This is a genomic window from Klebsiella grimontii, assembly GCF_900200035.1.
GTDB lineage: Bacteria > Pseudomonadota > Gammaproteobacteria > Enterobacterales > Enterobacteriaceae > Klebsiella > Klebsiella grimontii.
Genome location: NZ_FZTC01000020.1, coordinates 40,828 through 61,530, shown reverse-complemented (window position 1 = coordinate 61,530; position 20,703 = coordinate 40,828). Strand labels below are relative to the sequence as shown.

Annotated in this window: 13 protein-coding genes and 1 pseudogene; 4 read left to right on the top strand and 10 right to left on the bottom strand. The window is 58.4% G+C overall.

All coding sequences use genetic code 11. The annotated features are described in order from the left end of the window. Positions 1–48 precede the first annotated feature (48 nt). The gene (locus KOSB73_RS19005) at positions 49–1,521 is read right to left on the bottom strand and encodes a nucleobase:cation symporter-2 family protein (RefSeq protein ID WP_004133613.1); all 1,473 of its coding nucleotides are present in this window, start codon (positions 1,519–1,521) and stop codon (positions 49–51) included. Positions 1,522–2,031: 510 nt separating this feature from the next. On the opposite strand from KOSB73_RS19005, the gene ygfT reads away from it, so the two are divergent. Beyond that, positions 2,032–3,972 (top strand): formate-dependent uric acid utilization protein YgfT, encoded by a 1,941-nt coding sequence (ygfT, locus tag KOSB73_RS19000; protein ID WP_098140839.1) that lies wholly within the window; start codon positions 2,032–2,034, stop codon positions 3,970–3,972. Further along, positions 3,969–4,445: a 4Fe-4S dicluster domain-containing protein gene (locus tag KOSB73_RS18995; protein WP_064410994.1), complete on the top strand. Its 477-nt coding sequence runs from the start codon at positions 3,969–3,971 to the stop codon at positions 4,443–4,445. The genes ygfT and KOSB73_RS18995 overlap by 4 nt, the downstream gene beginning before the upstream one ends. A 104-nt stretch (positions 4,446–4,549) precedes the next feature. On the opposite strand, the gene ssnA is transcribed toward KOSB73_RS18995, so the two are convergent. Then, on the bottom strand, positions 4,550–5,881 hold the full coding sequence (ssnA, locus tag KOSB73_RS18990) for a putative aminohydrolase SsnA (RefSeq protein WP_165775023.1): 1,332 nt from the start codon (positions 5,879–5,881) through the stop codon (positions 4,550–4,552). 2 nt (positions 5,882–5,883) lie between these two features. Then, the gene (gene ygfK, locus KOSB73_RS18985) at positions 5,884–8,988 is read right to left on the bottom strand and encodes a putative selenate reductase subunit YgfK (RefSeq protein WP_049088163.1); all 3,105 of its coding nucleotides are present in this window, start codon (positions 8,986–8,988) and stop codon (positions 5,884–5,886) included. A gap of 533 nt (positions 8,989–9,521) precedes the next feature. On the opposite strand from ygfK, the pseudogene KOSB73_RS18975 reads away from it, so the two are divergent. Next, positions 9,522–10,298, top strand: a pseudogene (locus tag KOSB73_RS18975) (XdhC family protein); the annotation flags it as partial. A 105-nt stretch (positions 10,299–10,403) separates the two neighbouring features. Here the strand turns inward: KOSB73_RS18975 and arcC are convergent. The 5 genes from arcC to ygeW all read right to left on the bottom strand — a co-directional run bounded on the left by arcC (position 10,404) and on the right by ygeW (position 16,530). After that, entirely contained in the window at positions 10,404–11,336 is a 933-nt protein-coding gene (arcC, locus tag KOSB73_RS18970) for a carbamate kinase (protein ID WP_049086755.1), read from the bottom strand. A 12-nt stretch (positions 11,337–11,348) separates the two neighbouring features. Beyond that, complete coding sequence (hydA, locus tag KOSB73_RS18965; RefSeq protein WP_098140835.1) at positions 11,349–12,755, bottom strand: dihydropyrimidinase; 1,407 nt, start codon at positions 12,753–12,755, stop codon at positions 11,349–11,351. 50 nt (positions 12,756–12,805) lie between these two features. Beyond that, positions 12,806–14,017: a YgeY family selenium metabolism-linked hydrolase gene (locus tag KOSB73_RS18960; RefSeq protein ID WP_024357855.1), complete on the bottom strand. Its 1,212-nt coding sequence runs from the start codon at positions 14,015–14,017 to the stop codon at positions 12,806–12,808. Between the two features lie 63 nt (positions 14,018–14,080). Continuing rightward, positions 14,081–15,280 carry a diaminopropionate ammonia-lyase gene (gene dpaL / locus KOSB73_RS18955; protein ID WP_098140833.1) on the bottom strand — a complete coding sequence of 400 codons (1,200 nt, stop codon included), beginning with the start codon at positions 15,278–15,280 and terminating at the stop codon, positions 14,081–14,083. A gap of 62 nt (positions 15,281–15,342) precedes the next feature. Then, a complete protein-coding gene (ygeW, locus tag KOSB73_RS18950) occupies positions 15,343–16,530 on the bottom strand; it encodes a knotted carbamoyltransferase YgeW (RefSeq protein WP_004133351.1) in 1,188 nt (395 codons plus the stop codon). A 491-nt stretch (positions 16,531–17,021) separates the two neighbouring features. On the opposite strand from ygeW, the gene KOSB73_RS18945 reads away from it, so the two are divergent. Beyond that, positions 17,022–18,806 carry a sigma 54-interacting transcriptional regulator gene (locus KOSB73_RS18945; RefSeq protein ID WP_024357857.1) on the top strand — a complete coding sequence of 595 codons (1,785 nt, stop codon included), beginning with the start codon at positions 17,022–17,024 and terminating at the stop codon, positions 18,804–18,806. Between the two features lie 73 nt (positions 18,807–18,879). Here the strand turns inward: KOSB73_RS18945 and ychF are convergent, their stop codons facing one another. After that, positions 18,880–19,974 (bottom strand): redox-regulated ATPase YchF, encoded by a 1,095-nt coding sequence (gene ychF, locus KOSB73_RS18940; protein WP_004133353.1) that lies wholly within the window; start codon positions 19,972–19,974, stop codon positions 18,880–18,882. Positions 19,975–20,091: 117 nt separating this feature from the next. Further along, positions 20,092–20,676, bottom strand: coding sequence for an aminoacyl-tRNA hydrolase (gene pth, locus KOSB73_RS18935; protein WP_004121831.1), 585 nt, complete (start codon positions 20,674–20,676; stop codon positions 20,092–20,094). Between the last annotated feature and the right edge of the window lie 27 nt (positions 20,677–20,703).

Below are 20,703 nucleotides of genomic sequence, written 5' to 3'. Positions count from 1 at the left end.
CCAGCAGCAGCAGGGTTAGCAATGCGAACAGGAGTCTGGTGAGCATCATTACCCCTCCTGGGCTTCTTCCGGCTGTCTCTCCTTTTGAACTTTGCGCAGCAGGAGCCACATTCTGACGGTTCTGACGGCCATGTTGCGCGCCGCCGAGCTTGGCGGGGCCGGATCGGGGACCGGCGTTTCGTGGTTAACGCGCAAAGGTACGCTGCCGTTGAGGGTGAGGTTGGCGACGATAGCCGTCAGGGTACCGATCGTAATCCCGCTGTGCAGAAACAGCTGAACCATCGGCGGAAACTGGGTGAATAAGTTGGGCACCAGCACCGGCATCATGCCGAGGCCGAGCGTTAATGCCACCACCATACCGTTATTATTGTTGCGGTAGTTGACCTGCCCCAGGGTACGGATACCGGACACCGCCACCATACCGAACATGACGATGCCCGCGCCGCCGAGGATCGGTTTCGGTATCAGCACCACCAGCGCCGCCATCCTTGAGAACACGCCCATCAGAATCAGAATGATGCCGGAGACCGACACCACAAAACGGCTGCGCACCCCGGTTAAACCGATCAGGCCGACGTTCTGCGCGAACGCGGCGTAGGGAAACAGATTGAAGAAGCCGCAAATAGTGGTCGCGATACCGCAGGTGTTAAGGCCGTTGCGCAGCATCTTCGCGTCCACCTTTTTCCCGACGATATCCCCGGTCGCCATCATCGAGGACATGGTTTCCACCATTACCACCACCATCACCATCGACAGCAGGGCGACGGGAATAATGTGAAACTCAGGTTTGGCGAAGGGCATCAGGGTCGGTAGATGGAGCCAGGGGGTGGCGTGGACGAGGCTAAAGTCGAGAGGCTTAAAGCAGCTCCAGAGTACGGTGCCGATGATAAGACCGATCAGCACCGACGTGTTTTTCACGACGCCGGAGGCAAAGGTGTAAATATTGAGAATAATCACCAGCGTAATCGCCGCCATCAGCAGCGAGAAGGGGGCGCCAAAGCCGCTCATTTCGCTGCTGCCGCCGCCAATCCATCCGCCTGCGACCGGCATAATTGACATGCCGATAAGCGTGACGATGCTGCCCATCACCACCTTGGGAAAGAAGCGGATGAGCTTACTAATCCACGGCGCGCAGCAGAGGATGAATATACCGGACACGATCACCGCCCCGGAAATACCGCCGATCCCGTACTCCTTACCGATCAGCACCATCGGGATTAGCGCCGCGAAGGTGCAGCCCTGGATAAGCGGCAGCCGACAGCCGAGCCACTTACCGACCCCCAGCGACTGCACGATGGTGGCCGCGCCGCAGATAAACAGGTCGGCGCTGATGAGTAAAATAATGTGTTCCGGCGGGAGCCCTACCGCGTTGCCCACCACCAGCGGAACCGCGACGGCGCCGGCGTACATCACCAGCACGTGCTGTAGCCCATAAAGAATCATTTGCGTAACGGGTAAAACTTCATCGACCGGCGCGGTCGAGCTCCCGTTTCGTGAGGCGGAATTGGCGATATCTTTCATGAAGTTGTTATCTCCTGTACGACTTCACTCTGTATAAGCGAGGACAAAGTTGAAGTTACGATTCGAAGGCCGCTGCCTCCCTGAGCCGATACGTTCATCAGCGTGTTGCGCGCACAATGAGGGATATGCGTAAGCTGTGCCAAAAATAAGCGCTGAGGGAATTGATGGGGAATTGTGTGAAATAACTCACGCGAAAAGGGCGGAATATCTTCCAGTCTGAAATTTCCTGCAAGACGCCCCGCGATAAATAAACGCGCGCTATCACATTGAGATAGGCAGAATCTCATTTTGGTATCGCGATCGATACGGTGAATTATCAACATGATTAAACCCGGGTGAAGGAAAACATCATCGCTCCGCGGCAGGGGATATTTATCGAGTCGCTAAGCGGGAATAAAGCCGTTTTTTTGAGGCTGCTCGCAAAAATGAGCGGCATATTAATCGCTTTTAAAAAAGCGTCTGATTATTGCATTGCTCCCCGGTGAGTCCTGGAATAATAAAGGGAAGCAAATGAATAAATTTATCGTTGCCGATTCTGCAAACTGTATTGGCTGCCACGCCTGTGAAGTGGCCTGCGTCACCTCTCATCGCCAGGACAGCTGGCCCCAGCAGCGCAGCGACTTTCTTCCGCGCATCCGCGTGTTCTTCAACCGCAAGGCCAGCAGCGCGACGACCTGCCGCCACTGCAACGACGCCCCCTGCGTCGGCTCGTGCCCGACTCAGGCGCTGAGCGTGGCTAACGACAGCGTTCAGTTTACCGAGGCGCTGTGCATCGGCTGTAAAAACTGCGTCATCGCCTGTCCTTTTGGCGCCATTGAGATGGTGGCCAACGATGACGACGCGCCGCAGCTGGCGCAGAAGTGCGATCTTTGCCGTCAGCACCCGTCCGGCCAGCAGGCCTGCGTAGCCAGCTGTCCAACCCAGGCGCTGCGCCTGATGGATGAAGCCGCCGTTAACCAGCTGCGCACCGCGCGGCAGATCCGCTCCGCGCTGGAAAGACCGCTGGAGGGCGTTCGCGGTGCGAGACGTAATGCGATACTCAATAAACCTCCGCGCGTTGGGGCGAAAAAAGTGCCCGCCGATGACCGCCTGCGGCATTTCGGCGAAATCTATCAGCCGCTGAGCGAGCGCGATGCGGAATATGAGAGCGAACGCTGCCTCTACTGCGCACAGAAGGCGTGGTGCAACTGGATCTGTCCGCTGCATAACCACATTCCCGATTTCATCCGCCTGGTGAACGAAGGCAAGATTATCGAGGCGGCGGAACTGTGCCATCAAAGCAGTTCCCTGCCGGAGATTTGCGGCCGCGTCTGTCCGCAGGACAGGCTGTGCGAAGGGGCCTGCACCTTAAAGAACGAGGGCGGCTCGGTCGCCATTGGCAATCTTGAGCGCTATATCACCGATACCGCGCTGGCGATGGGCTGGCGACCGACCATCGACAACGTGGCCCCGCGCCCGGAGCGGGTGGCGGTGATTGGCGCCGGGCCCGCCGGACTGGGCTGCGCCGATATTCTGGTGCGCGCGGGCGTGCACGTTGACGTCTTCGATCGCCATCCGGAAATCGGCGGCCTGCTGACCTTCGGTATTCCGCCGTTCAAGCTGGATAAAAACGTGCTTGAGAGGCGGCGCGACGTTTTTAGCGCCATGGGCGTCAATTTTCATCTCAACCAGGAGGTGGGACGCGACGTGGCTTTTGCCGATCTGCTGAAAAACTATGACGCCGTTTTCCTCGGCGTGGGCACCTACGGTCTGATGGCCGCCGGTCTGGAGGGAGAGAACGCCCCCGGCGTGATTCAGGCGCTGCCGTTTCTGATTGCCAGCACCCGCGAGGTGATGGGGCTCGAAGAGAGCGCCGAGTATCCGCTGACCGACATCAAGGGGAAACGCGTGGTGGTGCTTGGCGGAGGCGATACGGCGATGGACTGCCTGCGCACCGCCGTTCGTCGCGGGGCCGAGAGCGTAACCTGCGCCTACCGTCGCGATGAGCTAAGCATGCCCGGGTCGAAAAAAGAGGTGGTGAACGCGCGGGAAGAGGGGGTGAAATTTGAGTTTAACGTGCAGCCGCAGCGCATTCAGCTCAACCGTAAGGGGCAGGTCTGCGCGGTGGAGATGATCCGCACGAAGATGGGCGATCCGGGCCCGGACGGCCGCCGCCGGCCGCAGCCGATCCCGGACTCCGGGTTTGAACTTAAAGCCGATGTGCTCATTATGGCGTTTGGCTTTCAGGCTCACGAGATGCCGTGGCTGCGCGGCCACGGCATTAAGCTGGACCGCTGGGGGCAGATAGTCACCGGCGGCAAAGGGCGCGGAACGACGCAAACCAGCCATGACAAAATCTTTGCCGGCGGCGACGCCGTGACCGGCGCGGACCTGGTGGTCACCGCCATGGTCGCCGGGCGGCAGGCGGCCAGCGAGATGTTGGCGCAATTCACGGCCCGGGAGGAGATATGACCCGTTTTATCGTTGCCAGTTCGCAGGCCTGCATCGGCTGCCGGACCTGTGAGGTAGCCTGTGCGCTGGAACACGTGGCGCCGGGGGCGGAGTTTCACCCCCGCCTGAAGGTGATGCGCCTCGACGATCTTAGCGTACCGGTGATGTGTCATCAGTGCGAGAACGCGCCCTGCGTGGGCGCCTGCCCGACCGGGGCGCTGAGCATGGGGGCGGAGAAGGTGGAAGCCGACGGCGGGCGCTGCATTGGCTGCCAGAGCTGCGCGATCGCCTGCCCGTTTGGGGCGATTGCCATCGAGGTGGCGGCCGGCCTGACGCCGGTTATCGTTAAGTGCGATCTTTGCGGCGCCCGGGAGCGCGGCCCCGCCTGCGTTGACGTCTGCCCGACGGCGGCGCTGATTATCATGACCGAAGAGCAGCTCAGCGCGCTGCAAAAGCAGCGCAATATCGCCACCGCCGCGCTGCTGTCGCTGTAAACGTTGCGCCCGGCGGCGCGGAAGCCCCCGGGCAATTTCACACGCCCGCGTTCTGTCAGCAAAAAAAACCGGCTTGCCAGGCCGGTTTAGCGTTTTTACGCGGGCTACGCGGGGAGCGCGTCCATTCGCGCCCACATTTTTTTCGCCACTTTCTGCGCTTCGCGGAATATCGGCTCGCAGTCGAATCTGAACTGGCGATCCTCGTAGATCATCACGCCGTTCACCATGACGCTGCGCACGCTGTTTGACCCCAGGCCGAAAGCGATATGCCCGGCGATGTTTTCCGCGATAAGCGGCGTCGGCGCCATATAGTCGCAAAGGGTGAGGTCCGCTTTATAGCCCGCCTCAAGGCGGCCAAAGCGGGCGTTGAAGTTGCGATTCAACAGTTCATTGCCGTTGCTCAGCGCCTTCGCGAAGCTGTCCGGCCACAGCGGCCCGCCGGCGTCGCGGTGTTTAAAGAAGGCAAACTTCATCTCCTCGAACATATCGGAACCGATGCCGTCGGTACCGAGCGCCAGATTGCGGATCTGCGGCAGGCGGTGGTTGTAGCCGACGTGGTTGTTCATATTGGAGCGCGCGTTGTGCACCAGGAAACCGTCCTGCGCATTGAGCAGCTCCACGTCAGCATCGGAGATGTACAGACCGTGAGCAATCAGCGTTTTACTGTTGATAAGGCCGAACTCCGCCAGCCGCGCCAGCAGATCCTTGCCGTAAAGGTGATGGCTGTGAGAGACATCGTAGCGGTCTTCCGCCGCGTGGATATGCAGGCCGCGGCCGGTGGCTTTTAGCGCTTCGCCCAGCATCGCCAGACCTTCATCCGGCACGGTGAACGGCGCATGGGCGCCGATATGGGCCTCGACCAGATAAGGCTGGTCTCCCTTCTCGCGGGCGGCGTCGATCTCTCTGGCGAAACGAATGTTCTCCTCAACGCTGTCGCGCAGCTCGCGGCTGCCAAAGTTGCGGTCGGTGGTTTCGAAGCAGGTCATCCCGCGCAGCCCGATTTTGAGGAAGGCGTTGCGCAGCTGGCTCAGGGAGCCCGTGATATAGTGGGGCGACGCATGGTGATCGATAACCGCCGTGCAGCCGCTACGTACGGCCTCCATAGCGCAGATCAGCCCGCTGTAGTAGAGCGACTCTTCGTCCAGCGCCCGGTCAAGGCGCCACCACAGGTTTTTCAGCGTGGAGATAAAGTCCGGACTGGGGGCGATATTGGCCTGAATCCCCCGGGAAAGGCCGGAATAAAAGTGATTGTGCGAGCAGACCATGCCGGGCATCACCAGCTGCCCGCGCATCTCTTTCACCTGCGCCTGCGGATAGCGCTGGCACAGGCCGGGGCCGACAGCGAGAATTTTATCATTCTCAATGGCGATATCGACGTTCTCCCACACTTTCGCCGGATAGATCTGCGCGGCGGTGGCATTTTTCAGGATCAGGATACTCATACTTCAACGCCTCCCAGAAGATAGCTTTGGTGCTGATGAATATGGCTTATGATGCGGCACATGGCATCCAACTGAGCCGGTACCTCGTTAAACTGGCCGCGGTCGTTTATTTCCAGCTGCCACGTCTGGTCGTCCTGACGCACTTTGACGCTGGCGCCCGCGACGAAGAAGCCCGGATTGGTGCTGTTGACAAAATCCTGCTCCAGGCTGAACACGGTGATTTTGTCTTTATACGGTTTTCCCTGCCACGGGCAGAACTGAGCGCAGTTGCCGCATTCGTTGCAATAAGCGTCCAGATGCAGGGTCTGGAAGCGATTCTGGAAGCCCGGGACGGCCACGGAAATATTGGCGCGGTTCGGACAGACGTCGACGCACTTGCTGCACACGTAGTTACACTCCAGGCAGCGGCTGGCTTCCTGCTCGACAAAAGCCTCGCGCTGGTTTTTATCCACCAGGGTGACGGCGATGGCGCCTTTGCGCTGGTACACCTTCGCCGGATCGACATTGTTCCAGACTTTGTTTCCGTAGCGGCTGGCGATATTTTCCCGGGCCAGAATCACGTCCGTGGCCCGTCGCGCGTTGCCGATAGCGGAGACGATAGATGAGGGGCCGCGCTGAACGTCGCCGATCAGGAAGACGTTCGGCTTGCTGGTCTCGCCATCGGCGTTGACCACCGGCCAGCCCTGCGGGTCGAGCGGGATCCCCATTGCCGACAGCGCTTCGCCGTCCTGCTGCTCGCCGATGGCGGTAATCAGGGAGTCGACTTTCAGCGTGCGAAGTTCATCGGTTTCTACCGGACGGCGGCGGCCTTTCTCATCCGGCTCGCCCAGCTTCATGACGCGTACGACGAGCGTTCCGTCGGCGTTAAACTGTTCCGGGTTACATAGCCACTCGAAGCCGACGCCGTCGAGCAGCGCCTCATCGTACTCTTCGCGCCAGGCGGGCATCTCCTGCTGAGAACGGCGATAGACGATGGTCGCGCTCTGCACGCCCGGTACGCGCAGCGCCGCGCGGGCGCAGTCCATCGCGGTATTGCCGGCGCCGACCACGGCCACATGTTTGCCCAGATTCAGCTCGGCGCCGCGGTTAAACTGGCGCAGGAACTGCAGCGACTTATGCACGTTCTGGTTGTCGCCGCCCAGCTTCACGCCGCTGTTTTTATCGGTACCGGTGCCGACCAGCACGTAACGAAAACCTTTCGCCTGCAGCTTTTCCACGCTCAGATGCGGATCGCAACCGTATTCAATTTTGACGCCGTGGGCGACGACAAAATCAATATCGTGCTGGATAAGTTCCCCGGGAATGCGGAACTGCGGAATGATATTCTGCACCACGCCCCCGGCGTTGGCTTCACGTTCAAAAACCGTGACCGGATGCCCGGCGCGGGCGAGGAAGTAGCCGGCGGCGAGACCGGCAGGGCCTGCGCCGATCACCGCTACCGGGTGCCGGGAGCCGGATCCCGCGGGCTTATGCCAGCGGCTACGGTACGCGTCCCAGCCTTTCTCCAGCGCCACTTTTTTCAGTTCGCGGATGTTGAGCGCGCTGTCGTAATCCAGCCGCGTACAGTTGTACTGGCACTGGTGATCGCAGATATGGCCGGTGATGGCCGGTAAAGCGTTGCGCTGATAGATCAGCTCCAGCGCGTCGGCGTAGCGATGCTCGCCCAGCAGGCGGATATACTCCGGAATATCCTGCTTGATGGCGCAGGCCGTCACGCAGGGGGCGACGTAGCAGTCCAGCAGCGGCAGCGGCTCGCCGGTATCAATGCGCTCTTCCGGCTTCCACTGTTTCTGGGTGTAGTCCATGCTCACCGCTTTTTCCGCCAGCGCGTTGAGGCGCTCGACATCGATCTGCGTCATGTTCCAGCCGTCGGCTTTCTCCAGCTCGCGCATGCACTCGCTCAGGCGCAGATATCCTCCCGGCTTCAGCAGGTCGGTGGCCATGGTGATAGGGCGAATACCGGTGTCGAAAATCTCGCGAATGTTGAGCTGGCTGGCGCCGCCGGAGTAGGAGATCGGCAGCTTGCCGTCAAACGCCCGCGAGAGCAGGGCGGCCACGTTGATAGAGAGCGGGAACAGCGCGCGCCCGGACATATACATTTCATCCCCGGGCAGCGCCCCCTTGTTGTTGACGGTGCCGAGGGTGTTGGTCAGCTTGACGCCAAAGCCGAGGCTGCGCTCCTTCGCCAGCGCCATCAGGCGCGTCAGCATCTCCAGCGCCCGGTCGATCTTAAGGTCGTGGTCAAACGACGCTTCGCTAAGGCCGATATAGCCGAAGCCGCAGGCGTCGAGGATCTGGCGCACGCGCGGATAGCCGAGCAGGGTCGGATTGAGCTTCACAAAGGTATTGAGATTTTTCTCGGTCAGCATATAGCGGCAGATGGCTTCGATCTCATCCGGCGGGCAGCCGTGCATCGTCGAGAGGGTGACGCCCTGGACCAGCCTGGCCGGTACGCGCTGCGCCAGGTTGTCCAGCCCGTCTTTGCGCGCGCATGTTGGCAGGCTGTCAATAAAGGGTTTATTTTGCAGCCAGCGGTTCAGCGTGTCGCGGTACTGGGCGAATTTAGGATGCGCGGAGGCGTCCATCATGTTGTCGATAAATTCCTGCATCGGCGGCTGCTTAATACCGTCAAGGTTGTAGCCGACGCTCATATTGAAAATAAACGACTTGCTCTCTTTGTTCGTCGCCAGCGGAAAGACCTGCTCCAGCAGATGCAGGGCGAACCAGGCTTTCAGGTACTCATCCCAGGCTTTTTTCAGGGTAAATTCAGTGGACCATTCGGTATTGAAGCACTCATCTTCCGCATCGATACAGGGCTTTTCCAGCTCCAGGCGGTCAAGGATCTGAACGGTTTTCAGCTCTATAAACCGCCCGCCGGTTAGCCAGGCGGTAATAATGTTCTGCGCCAGCTGGGTGTGCGGCCCGGCAGCCGGGCCGAGAGGCGTGGCGCAGCTTTCGCCGAATACGCCGATCGAACGCTGCGCCTGCGGCGAATAAAACTGCTGTTCAGGAATGCCAAAAATAGATCGCTGACTCTGATACTCATCGAAAATGCGCGTTAATAGCTCCTCAAACGGCACGGGACGCATTATATCTCCCATAACCCACTCCTTAGATATCATTGTAAGATCGACATTGCCGGTGGTCATCATCCCGACGGATAACGGAAGAGGAGCAACAATCACACCAGTTATTCAAACCGCGGCGGCGGAATAATTAATTTGTGAACCAGGTCGAAACTCAACGCCGCGGCGTGAATAATTTCATCGTTGGGGAATGAGAACTCAAATCAATACGTTTTTTGAGCGGGTGAGATTTCTCAAAATCAGATCGCAAATATCAGAATGATAATTTACCCGGGCCGCCCGGCGGCGTTTTCAGCGGGCGGCGGAAATTTGGCTCGGCGGTTGACGGAATAATCGGCGCGATAGCCTAATTTCAACGTCGCCAGGGCTAAAAAAATGACCTGATTCACAATTCGCGATAAAAAACGGCGGGGCAGTATAAATATTGCATAGCCATAATCGGTCGCTGCGACGGTATTTTCAACGGAGGGTGAGCTCTCAAACTGAGAAGCCGGGCAATATCGCAGACAATCCCCAAAACCGTAAAAGAAATTGCCTTTGAGGTTGGTATGAATATTTTCGCAGAAGCAGCACGGCTTGAAGAACAGAACCGCCCCTTTGCCCTCGCGCAGATTGTTGAAAGCCGGGGCTCCACCCCCCGACACGCCGCTCAGATGCTGATCCGAGAGGACGGTTCGATTGTGGGGACCATTGGCGGCGGGATGGTAGAGCGTAAAGTTATCGATGCGGCGCAGGCGGCGCTGCGCGAGCGGGAATCGCGAATGTTTCACGGCCGTATGGCGCGCACCGGCAGCGACGCCGTGGGCTCCGACTGCGGCGGCGCGATGTCGGTATACATCAGCGTTCACGGCCTGCGCCCGCGCCTGCTGCTGGTCGGCGCCGGGCACGTTAACCGCGCGGTTGCCCACGCCGCGGCGCTGCTGGATTTTGATATCTGCGTCGGCGATACCTATGCCGCAAGCCTCTGTCCCGACGCTTTCCCCGCTTCGGCGCGGCTGGCGCACGCCGCCAGCTTCACGGACGTGGTGGAGGCGATGGCGGTACGGCCGCAGGATTTCGTGCTGATTGCCACCAACAACCAGGATTGGGAGGCGCTGGACAGGCTGATAACCCAGCCGGTCGCCTGGCTGGGGCTGCTGGCCAGTCGGCGGAAAGTGCAGGCCTTTGTACGCCAGCTGCGGGAGAACGGCGTGCCGGAGGCGGATATCAGCCGCCTGCGGGCGCCGATTGGCTACGACATCGGCGCCGAGACGCCAAACGAGATCGCTATCAGCGTACTGGCGGAAATCCTGCAGGTGAAAAACGGCGCGCCGGGGGGGCTGATGAACCAGGTGAAACAGGCGGGCCAGCAGGAATATGCCGTGGAGGCGGTGGAAATCTGAGGTCCTGCCAGGGGAAATGTTGCCGGGAGGCGCCCGGCAACGCGTGGCTTACTGGCTAATGATGGTGCCGGTTTTCCCTTCGATACCCTCTTTGGCTTTGCTTAACATGGTGATCAGCGCCTGGCGTCCCGGCCGGGAGCGGGCGAAGGCGGCGGCGGCTTCCACTTTCGGCAGCATCGAGCCTTTGGCAAAGTGTCCCTCTGCGATAAAACGTTCGGCATCGCGCAGGGAGAGGTTATCCAGCCACTGTTCGCCAGGTTTACCGAAGTTGATCGCCACCTTTTCCACGGCGGTGAGAATGATCAGCAGGTCGGCGTCGATCGTCTCCGCCAGCTTCGCGCTGGCCCAGTCCTTGTCGATGACCGCGCTGGCGCCGCGCAGATGGTTACCCTCGCGAATCACTGGAATGCCGCCGCCGCCGACGGTGATCACCACGTGGCAGTCATCCATCAGCGCTTTTACCGTTTGTTTCTCGATAATATCGACCGGCTTAGGCGATGCCACGACGCGACGGTAGCCGCGCCCGGCATCCTCTTTCATGATGTGGCCGTTTTGGCTCAGCTTTTCGGCCTCTTCTTTGCTGAAGAACGAGCCGATGGGCTTGGTCGGATTAAGAAAAGCTTCATCGTTAGCGTCCACTTCCACCTGGGTTATCAGGGTCGCCACTGGAATATCCAGCTGGCGCGACAGCAGCTCTTCGCGAATCGCGTTCTGCAGGTCGTAGCCGATGTAGCCCTGGCTCAACGCCACGCAGACCGACATCGGCAGCATGGGCGTGTGGGCCTCGGTCTTGGCCGCGGCTTCAAAGGCCTGGTTGATCATGCCCACCTGCGGGCCGTTACCGTGAGTCACTACCACCTGATGGCCAAGGGCGATAAGATCGACGATCGTCCGCGCGGTGTGCCGTACGGCCTGCATCTGTCCGGCGAGATCGTCGCCCAGCGCATTCCCGCCGAGAGCGAGAACAATTTTTTTACTCATAGCATCCTCTCATTACGTTTCTGTTCCGCTGACGGCCAGGTGAGCGGTGGAAAAGGGTTGTCGGCGTAAAAAACGGCCCTGCCCGGCGGTGCCGCTAAAGGTGCCGTTATCAAAAATCACCCTGCCGTGGGAGAGCGTCTGGCGAATCGCGCCCTGGCAGATCAAGCCCTCATAGGGTGAATAGTCAGCGTTGTCGTGCAGCATGTCGTGGCGAATGGTGGTGGTGCGTTTGGGGTCGATGATCACCACGTCGCCATCGGCGCCGGGCGCCAGCAAGCCCTTCTGCGGCCACAGGCCAAACAGCTTCGCCGGATTGGCGCTGGTGAGCGCCACAAAGCGCTCGGGGGTGATGCGCCCGCTCATGACCCCATGCGAGAACAGCAGCAGCAGGCGGTTTTCCACTCCCGGCAGACCGTTCGGGCAGCGGCTAAAGTCGCCGCCGGAGATCTGCCTGCGCTGCTGTGCTGAGAACGCGCAGTGGTCGGTGGCGACCGTGTCAATGTCGCCATTGCTGATACCACTCCATAGCGCATCGTTGTTGCTGGCGTTGCGCAGAGGAGGGCTGAGCAGATAGTTAAGCGCGTCTTCGCGCTCGTAGCAGCGCTCGTCCAGCAGCAGATACTGCGGACAGGTCTCCACCCACACCGGCTGGCGGCGTCTTCTGGCCAGGCGTAGATATTCCAGACCTAGGGCGTTGGAAAGATGCACGATATACAGCGGCGCGTTACCCGCCAGCTGCGCAAGGTTGATGGTTCGGGCGATGGCTTCCGCCTCGCACTCCAGCGGGCGGCTCAGGGCGTGATAGCGCGGCGCGGTTTTACCGGCGTTGATAAATTCAGCCCGGCGCTGGGCGATGGCGGCATCGTTTTCGGGATGCACGGTAGTCAGCGCGCCGGCGCGCTGGAGGTGGCGCATCGCCTGCAATATCTCATCATCGTTGAGTTTGTACTGGTAGGTCAGATAGAGCTTAAAGCTGCTGATGCCGCTATCCACCATCATCGGAATCTCGTCGAGAATGCCGTGGTTAACGTGCTGGATAACGCCGTGAAAACTGTAGTCGATAACGGCTTTATAGGCGGCGTAGCCGCGATAGACTTCGAACTGGTGGCGTAGATGGCAGCCGACGGGCCCGAAGCCCATATGATCAACAATGGTAGTGGTACCGCCGCAGGCCGCGGCCCGGGTGCCGGTAAAGAAATCATCGCAGCTGCGGGCGAGACCCACGTCAATATTGAAATGGGTATGAACGTCGACGCCGCCGGGCATCACGTAGCAGCCCTCGGCGTCAATCACTTCGCAGGGTTGTTCGGCCTCAATTGAATCGGCAAGGCGCTTGACGAGGCCATCTTCGATAAGCAGGTCCTGCTTCACCTGGCCGTCGGCGTTGACGACGAGGCCATTTTTAATCAGTACGCGCATAGAAACCTCAATATGCCGCCGCAGGACGCGGCGGCAGACAGGACGAACGATTACTCCGTGGCCAGCCAGCTCAGCGGGATGGCGGCATACATCGCGGCGCAGGTCACCAGATGCGATTTCCAGGTTTTCTCATTTGGCGCATGCGCTTCCGGCTCTTTCCCTGGCCCAAAGCCGATAACCGGAATGCCGTGGCGGCCCATAATGGAGACGCCGTTGGTGGAGAAGGTCCACTTATCCACCACCGGCGCTTTGCCGAACAGCCCTTCATAGGCGTTGCTCAGGGCGCGGACGGTGAAGTGGTTCTCTTCCACTTTCCAGGTCGGGAAGTAGCATTCGGTCGGGTAGACCAGGCCGGTCCAGGAGGGACGCTCGTAGTTGTACATCGAGACCACCGCGGCGGCTTTTTTCACCGCCGGCAGCGCGCGGATTTCATCCAGCGCGCCTTCCCAGGTTTCGCCCCAGGTCAGACGGCGGTCGATGGAGACGGCGCAGCTATCCGCCACCGCGCAGCGGCTCGGCGAGGTGAAGAAAATCTCGGAAACGGTCAGGGTGCCTTTGCCGAGGAATTCGTCATAGCCCAGCTTCTGCGAAAGCTGCTCCAGCTCGGTCAGGATCGGCGCCATTTTGAAGATGGCGTTATCGCCGCGCTCCGGAGCGGAGCCGTGGCAGCTGACGCCCTGAACCTCCACGCGGATCTCCATACGCCCGCGCTGCCCGCGGTAAATCTGGCAGTCGGTGGGCTCGGTGCTGACCACAAATTCAGGACGTATGCCGGATTGTTCGATGATGTACTGCCAGCACAGGCCGTCGCAATCCTCTTCCTGAACGGTACCGGTGACCAGCAGGGTATACTCATCTTCCAGGCCCAGATCTTTAATAATTTTACCGGCGTATACCATGGAGGCCATTCCGCCCTCCTGGTCAGACGCGCCGCGTCCGCCGATCAGCTCATCGGTTTCCATACCTTCGTACGGGTCGAAGTTCCAGTTTTTGATATTGCCAATACCGACGGTATCAATGTGCGCGTCCATCGCCAGCAGACGCGGGCCGTGGCCGATGTAGCCCAGCACGTTGCCCATCGGATCGATTTCAACTTTATCGAAGCCGACTTTTTCCATCTCTTCTTTAATGCGGTGCACCACGCGCTTCTCATCGCTGCTTTCGCTGGGGATAGCGATCATATCGCGCAGGAAACGGGTCATCTCTTTTTCGTACTGTTTTGATTTTTCCAGGATTGCGTTGAACGGAATTTGCTTAGCCATAACGATGTTCTCCAGTTCTGAATACGAGCTTCCCGCACGGCGGGAGGAATTTTGCCAAGTCGGCTACTGCGCCGCCGGATGCCTGCCTTCCCAGACGACTTCGCGATAGTGCTTAACGTCGGTGTCGCCTTCGGTGCTAATCACTAGCACCACGGAGCGGCTGTCCAGCTTGAGCTTGTGCATCAGCGCGTCGCGCTGCGGATGGAAATGAATCGCCGCCAGCAGGCCGAGACCGACAGCGCCGGATTCGCCGGAAATAATGCGCGGATCCTGGCCCGTCGGGTTTCCCAGCACTCGCATGCCGAGGGCGGCGACGGCGTCCTGGCAGGAGACAAACTGCGTGGCGCAGTTGCGCAGCACTTCCCAGCCCAGCGGGTTGGGCTCACCGCAGGCAAGGCCGGCCATAATGGTCGCCATATCGCCGCTGACGTTGACCATCTGGCCCTTCAGCGCAGAGCGGTAGAGACAGTCGGCCAGCTCCGGCTCGACGATAATGGAATGGAGATGCTTTGCGCCGTAGACGTCGGCAAGATAGCCCAGCACGCCGCCGGCCATCGCGCCCACGCCGCCCTGCAGGAGCACGTGCGTAGGGCGGGCGATACCCATTGAGGAGAGCTGTTCTACCGCTTCATCGGCGAGGGTGGCGTAGCCCTGCATAATCCAGGTCGGAATTTTTGTGTAACCTTCCCAGGCAGTGTCCTGCACCACCTCCCAGCCGTTTTTCTGCGCGGTCTGCATGGTAAAGCGGACGGTGTCGTCGTAGTTCATGTCGGTGACGATGCATTCCGCGCCGAGTCGCAGAATGGCGTCAACCCGCTCCTGCGCGGAGCCTTTCGGCATATAGATGACCGCGTTCTGGCCTAACTGGCGGGCCGCCCACGCCACGCCGCGGCCGTGGTTGCCGTCGGTGGTGGTGGCGAAAGTCATCTTCTCTTTGATGCTGGATTTAAGCGTTTCGAAGGAGAGGTCGTTGATATCTAAATCGTATTTTTCACATAGCAGCCGGGCAATGGCGTAAGAGCCGCCGAGCATTTTGAAGGCGTTGAGGCCAAAGCGCCGGGATTCGTCTTTGACGAGGATTTTTTGCACGCCAAACAGGGCGGAAAGTTCGTTCAGCGCCACCAGCGGCGTGGGCTTATAGCCGGCAATCTTTTGATGAAAGCGGCGAGCCTGCTGCGCCTGCTGGCGTGAAAACAGCGGTGAAGTCTCCGCGTTAAAAAAACGGTTTTCGGCAATATCCATTTTCAATGAGAAAGCAGACATACTCGATCCTTATCCTTTGAAGTTCGACAGTCGTGGGGCTGGCCCGTGGGCCAGCCGGGGGATTATTTGATGCGTTTCTGCGCGTCCTTGAGCAGCTGCTCCAGCACCTTGCCCGGGTTCGCGTATTTGCGGCAGACGATCATCGCGGCGATGATGTACGGCTTCCAGCTTGCCTCTTTGTAGGTCGGGATCCGGTACTTCTCGAAGACCCCTTCGGTGACTTCGCCCGCCTCGCAGGAGACGCCGGTGATATCCGCCGGCAGGCAGTGCATGTACAGCGCTTCGCCGTCGCGGGTATGCTTCATCATCTCTTCCGTACAGTGCCAGTCTTTATGCCCGGCGTTCTGTTCCAGGCAGGCTTTCTCCAGCGCCTTCAGCCCTTCGTGGTCGTTAGCGCGCAGCAGTTCGGTGCGTTTTTCCATCACTTTGTACGGCGCCCAGGATTTCGGATAGACGATATCGGCGTCTTTAAAGGCTTCCTCCATGCTGTTGACCTGGCGGAAGCTGCCGCCGGAGGCCTGTGCGTTGTTTTTCGCCACTTCGATAACGTCCGGGATCAGGTCATAGCCTTCCGGGTGGGCGAGGGTGACCTCCATACCGAAGCGGGTCATCAGGCCGATAATGCCCTGCGGTACCGAAAGCGGTTTCCCGTAACTCGGCGAATAGGCCCAGGTCATGGCGATCTTCTTGCCTTTCAGGTTCTCCAGCGAGCCGAAGTGCTCGCGCAGCCAGGCGAGGTCCGCCATGGACTGCGTTGGGTGGTCGATATCGCACTGTAAATTGATCAGCGCCGGACGCTGCGGCAGCACGCCCTGCTTGTGGCCGTCATCCAGCGCCTCGCCGACTTCGCGCATATAGGCGTTGCCCGCGCCAAGGAACATGTCATCACGGATGCCGATGGCGTCGGCGCAGAAGGAGATCATGTTGGCGGTTTCACGCACCGTTTCGCCGTGGGCAATCTGCGATTTTCCCTCATCCAGATCCTGCTGGGCCAGACCTAACAGGTTGAGCGCGGAAGCATAGGAGAAGCGGGTGCGGGTTGAGTTATCGCGAAACACGGAAATGCCCAGGCCGCTGTTAAACACTTTGGTGGCGATATTTTCAGCGCGCAGCGTTTTCAGCGCGGCGGCGACATCCAGCACCTGTTTCAGCTCATCCGGCGTTTGTTCCCAGGTCAGCAGAAAGTCTTTCTCACTGAGATGCGAGTTAAGTTGATTGATATCCTTAATCAGTTCGTTAACAGTTTTCATGTTTCAATCCTGGTCGTAAATGACGGCTTAATGATTGCTGTGCGGTCGGATATGCAGAGTTGCCGAATTAGCGACTGCCAGCGCTGTATTATCACTAACAATAAGCGTGCCAAATTCTCGAGGAGAGGCGGCGGACAGGATTGAACGGTTAGGATTATGCTAAGTCTGTCACGAATTCAGGATAGTATTTGGCGACGGGGAGAGGGGACGTTTTTACTCCCGCCATAAATTTCAGCGTAATGGGCAATTGCTGGCGTCAGGAATAATGGGATTATCATCTGCGCATCGCACCAATATGATAAAAGTCGCCATAAATTTATCATAATGATAAGAAATTGTGATTCCTATTGCATATTTAAGATAAGGTGCCGAGATTAGCCCTATCTATATCAATGCTCCCTGGCAAAGGGAGTGATATCATCTGCAGAACATAAATAAAGCCACCGCGCTCGACGCTCTTCAGGTGCGCAATAATGAGAAGGCCGATATACATGATACCGTCCAAAACACCCTCCATTTTAATGCAAATTCAGCCTACAATTCAGAAGTTTGCACGGATGCTTTCCAGCGTCCTCCAGCTGGAAGTCGAAATTGTCGATAACGAATTATACCGGGTGGCCGGAACCGGGGCTTATAGTAAGCAGATTGGCTATAAATTAAATTCAAACTCGCGGCTTCTTCGCTACATTATTGAAACACAGACCGAAAAGGTCGTCACTCATTCCCGCTTCGACCCCCTTTGCAAAGGCTGTAACAATAAAGATAAATGTGAAGAGAAAGCCTTTCTTGGCACCCCGGTGATGTATCACGACCGCTGCGTCGGCGTTATTAGCCTTGTCGCGCTGACGCGCGAGCAGCAGGAGCGTATTAATGCGAATATCCAGGAGTTTTCTGATTATGTTCGCCATGTATCAACCATATTCGTTTCCCGATTTTTACAGGAACGAGCGGTCGGCGACAATATCCATAAAATATTTTTAACCATGATTGAAAATATGGATCAGGGCGTGCTGGTGGTGGGTAACGATCAAATAGTCAAATTTGCCAATCAGGCCGCGCTGAAAATAATGAGCGTGACGCAGGGACAGGTTATTGGTAAGGCAATCCAGTTTCAGCCGTTGACCTTCGAAGATAATTTCAAGCACGGACATATGCAGCACATTATCTCCTTTGACGATCGCAAGGAGCTCATTATCGGCCAACTGCACGCGGTGCAGGATCAATGGCTATTTTTAATGGCGTTCCATCAGTCGCACTCGTCCGCCGATTTTAGCAGCGGGCAGGAAGGGCCACAGATTGAGGCGATGGTCGGAGAGTGTCGGCCCATGCGGCAGCTTAAAAAGCTGATCAGCCGCGTGGCGCCGAGCCCTTCCAGCGTGATGATTGCCGGCGAGAGCGGCACCGGCAAGGAGGTTGTGGCCCGCGCAATCCACAAGCTCAGCGACCGCCACGCAAAGCCCTTTATCGCGATTAACTGCGCCGCGATACCCGAGCAGCTGTTAGAAAGCGAACTGTTTGGCTACGTGAAGGGGGCGTTTACTGGCGCATCGGCAAACGGTAAGACTGGCCTGATTCAGGCGGCGAATAGCGGGACGCTGTTTCTTGACGAGATTGGTGATATGCCGCTTACGCTACAGGCCAAACTGCTGCGGGCCATCGAATCGCGGGAGATTCAGCCGGTGGGTGCCAGCCACCCGGTTCAGGTCGATATTCGTATTATTTCCGCGACCAATCAAAATCTTGAACTGTACATCGCGGAAGGAAAGTTTCGCGAGGACCTCTATTACCGTCTGAACGTGATCCCGCTGCGCCTGCCGCCGCTGCGCGAACGGCAGGAGGATATCGAGCTGCTGATTCACTATTTCCTGCATCTGCATACCGGCCGGCTCAACCTCGTTTACCCCGGCGTGGCGCAGGATGTGATCGATTTCCTTAAACGCTACCGCTGGCCGGGCAATATTCGCGAACTCAGCAACCTGATGGAGTACCTGGTCAACGTGGTGCCGTCGGGAGAAATCATCGATATGTCGCTGCTGCCGCCCAATCTGCTGAGCAGCAGCGAGCTGGCGAGTCAGCCGCCGTCTTCTGCTTCCGCGGCAGCGACCCTCGCTCAGGAGGAGAACGTGACGGCGCTGGAAGAGATGGAGCGGCAGATGATCCGCGATGCGCTCTCGCGCTACAGTAATAAAAAACAGGCGGCGGACGAGCTGGGGATTGGTATCGCCACGCTGTATCGCAAAATAAAGAAATATTCGCTGGCGGCGGGCCAGAACTGACGGCAATGGCGGGCAATAAAAAAATCCACGCGAGCGCGTGGATTTTATGGATGATGTTACTGCGAAGAAAAGCTTAGACGTTGAACAGGAAGTTCATCACATCGCCATCTTTCACGATGTAGTCTTTACCTTCGGCGCGCATTTTCCCGGCTTCTTTGGCGCCCTGTTCGCCTTTATAGGTAATAAAGTCTTCATAGGCGATGGTCTGCGCGCGGATAAAGCCTTTTTCAAAGTCGGTGTGGATTTTACCCGCGGCCTGCGGGGCAGTGGCGCCGACCGGGATGGTCCATGCGCGGACTTCCTTCACCCCTGCGGTGAAGTAGGTCTGCAGGTTCAGCAGCTCGTAACCGGCGCGGATAACGCGGTTCAGGCCCGGCTCTTCCAGACCCAGCTCGGCCATAAACTCATCGCGGTCGGCATCGTCCAGCTCGGCGATATCGGACTCAACGGCGGCGCAAACGGCGACGACCACCGAACCCTCGGCGGCGGCGATTTCGCGGACTTTATCGAGATAGGGGTTGTTCTCAAAGCCGTCTTCGTTGACGTTGGCGATATACATGGTCGGCTTCAGGGTCAGGAAGCTCAGGTATTTAATCGCCGCTTTGTCTTCTTCTGTCAGGTTTTTCAGCGCACGCAGCATACCGGCGTTTTCCAGCTGCGGCAGGCATTTTTCCAGCGCCGCCAGCTCGGCTTTCGCGTCTTTATCGCCGCCTTTGGCTTTCTTCTGCACGCGGTGGATAGCGCGCTCGCAGGTATCCAGGTCGGAGAGCGCCAGCTCGGTGTTGATAACCTCGATATCGTCAGCCGGATCCACTTTATTGTTAACGTGGATGATGTTGTCGTTTTCGAAACAGCGCACGACGTGGCCGATAGCTTCGGTTTCGCGGATGTTGGTCAGAAACTGGTTGCCCAGACCTTCACCTTTCGACGCGCCTTTTACCAGGCCCGCGATATCGACGAATTCCATCGTGGTCGGCAGAATACGCTGCGGTTTGACGATTTCAGCCAGTTTGTCCAGACGCGGATCGGGCATCGGCACGACACCGGTGTTCGGCTCAATGGTACAGAAGGGGAAGTTGGCCGCTTCAATACCCGCTTTGGTGAGCGCATTGAACAGGGTGGATTTGCCGACGTTGGGCAAACCGACGATACCGCATTTGAATCCCATGATTTAAATCACCTTAATCTTTGGATAATCAACCTGTTACAGCGAACAGATTGCAGAAAAGTAAATAGCTTCGCCTATTATACACGGTGCGTGACAAAAATTCCGCACGCCGACCGGTTATTGCGCTTTAAAAGCGTGTAAACGGTTGGTCGCTTTGGTCAGGCCATCCTTCAGCCACACCTCGGTGCAGCGTGCCGCTTCGTCAACGGCCTCATCAATCAACTTCTGTTCGCTGGCGGGCGGTTTGCCCAACACAAAACCGACAACTTTATTTTTATCGCCCGGATGGCCGATTCCCACGCGTAAGCGGTGAAAGTTCGGGTTATTGCCCAGCTTGCTGATGATGTCTTTCAGGCCATTATGGCCGCCATGACCGCCGCCCAGCTTGAACTTAGCCACGCCTGGCGGTAAATCGAGCTCATCGTGGGCGACGAGGATTTCGTCCGGGTTAATGCGAAAGAAGGTCGCCATCGCGCCGACGGCTTTGCCGCTCAGGTTCATAAAGGTGGTCGGCACCAGCAGGCGGACATCTTCGCCGGCAAGGTTAATCCGCGAGGTGTAGCCGAAGAATTTACTCTCTTCGCGCAGCGGCGCGCGGTGGCGTTCCGCCAGTAAATCCACGTACCAGGCGCCGGCGTTATGTCGGGTCGCTGCGTATTCAGCGCCGGGGTTCGCCAGGCCGACAATCAATTTTATGCTCACTTTTTTATCCTGCTTGGGTCGTTCTCT

Coding starts and splice junctions, on each gene's coding strand:
- KOSB73_RS19005 (WP_004133613.1), bottom strand. CDS start 1,521: ATGAAAGATATCGCCAATTCCGCCTCACGAAACGGGAGCTCGACCGCG.
- ygfT (WP_098140839.1), top strand. CDS start 2,032: ATGAATAAATTTATCGTTGCCGATTCTGCAAACTGTATTGGCTGCCAC.
- KOSB73_RS18995 (WP_064410994.1), top strand. CDS start 3,969: ATGACCCGTTTTATCGTTGCCAGTTCGCAGGCCTGCATCGGCTGCCGG.
- ygfK (WP_049088163.1), bottom strand. CDS start 8,988: ATGGGAGATATAATGCGTCCCGTGCCGTTTGAGGAGCTATTAACGCGC.
- arcC (WP_049086755.1), bottom strand. CDS start 11,336: ATGAGTAAAAAAATTGTTCTCGCTCTCGGCGGGAATGCGCTGGGCGAC.
- hydA (WP_098140835.1), bottom strand. CDS start 12,755: ATGCGCGTACTGATTAAAAATGGCCTCGTCGTCAACGCCGACGGCCAG.
- KOSB73_RS18960 (WP_024357855.1), bottom strand. CDS start 14,017: ATGGCTAAGCAAATTCCGTTCAACGCAATCCTGGAAAAATCAAAACAG.
- dpaL (WP_098140833.1), bottom strand. CDS start 15,280: ATGTCTGCTTTCTCATTGAAAATGGATATTGCCGAAAACCGTTTTTTT.
- ygeW (WP_004133351.1), bottom strand. CDS start 16,530: ATGAAAACTGTTAACGAACTGATTAAGGATATCAATCAACTTAACTCG.
- KOSB73_RS18945 (WP_024357857.1), top strand. CDS start 17,022: ATGATACCGTCCAAAACACCCTCCATTTTAATGCAAATTCAGCCTACA.
- ychF (WP_004133353.1), bottom strand. CDS start 19,974: ATGGGATTCAAATGCGGTATCGTCGGTTTGCCCAACGTCGGCAAATCC.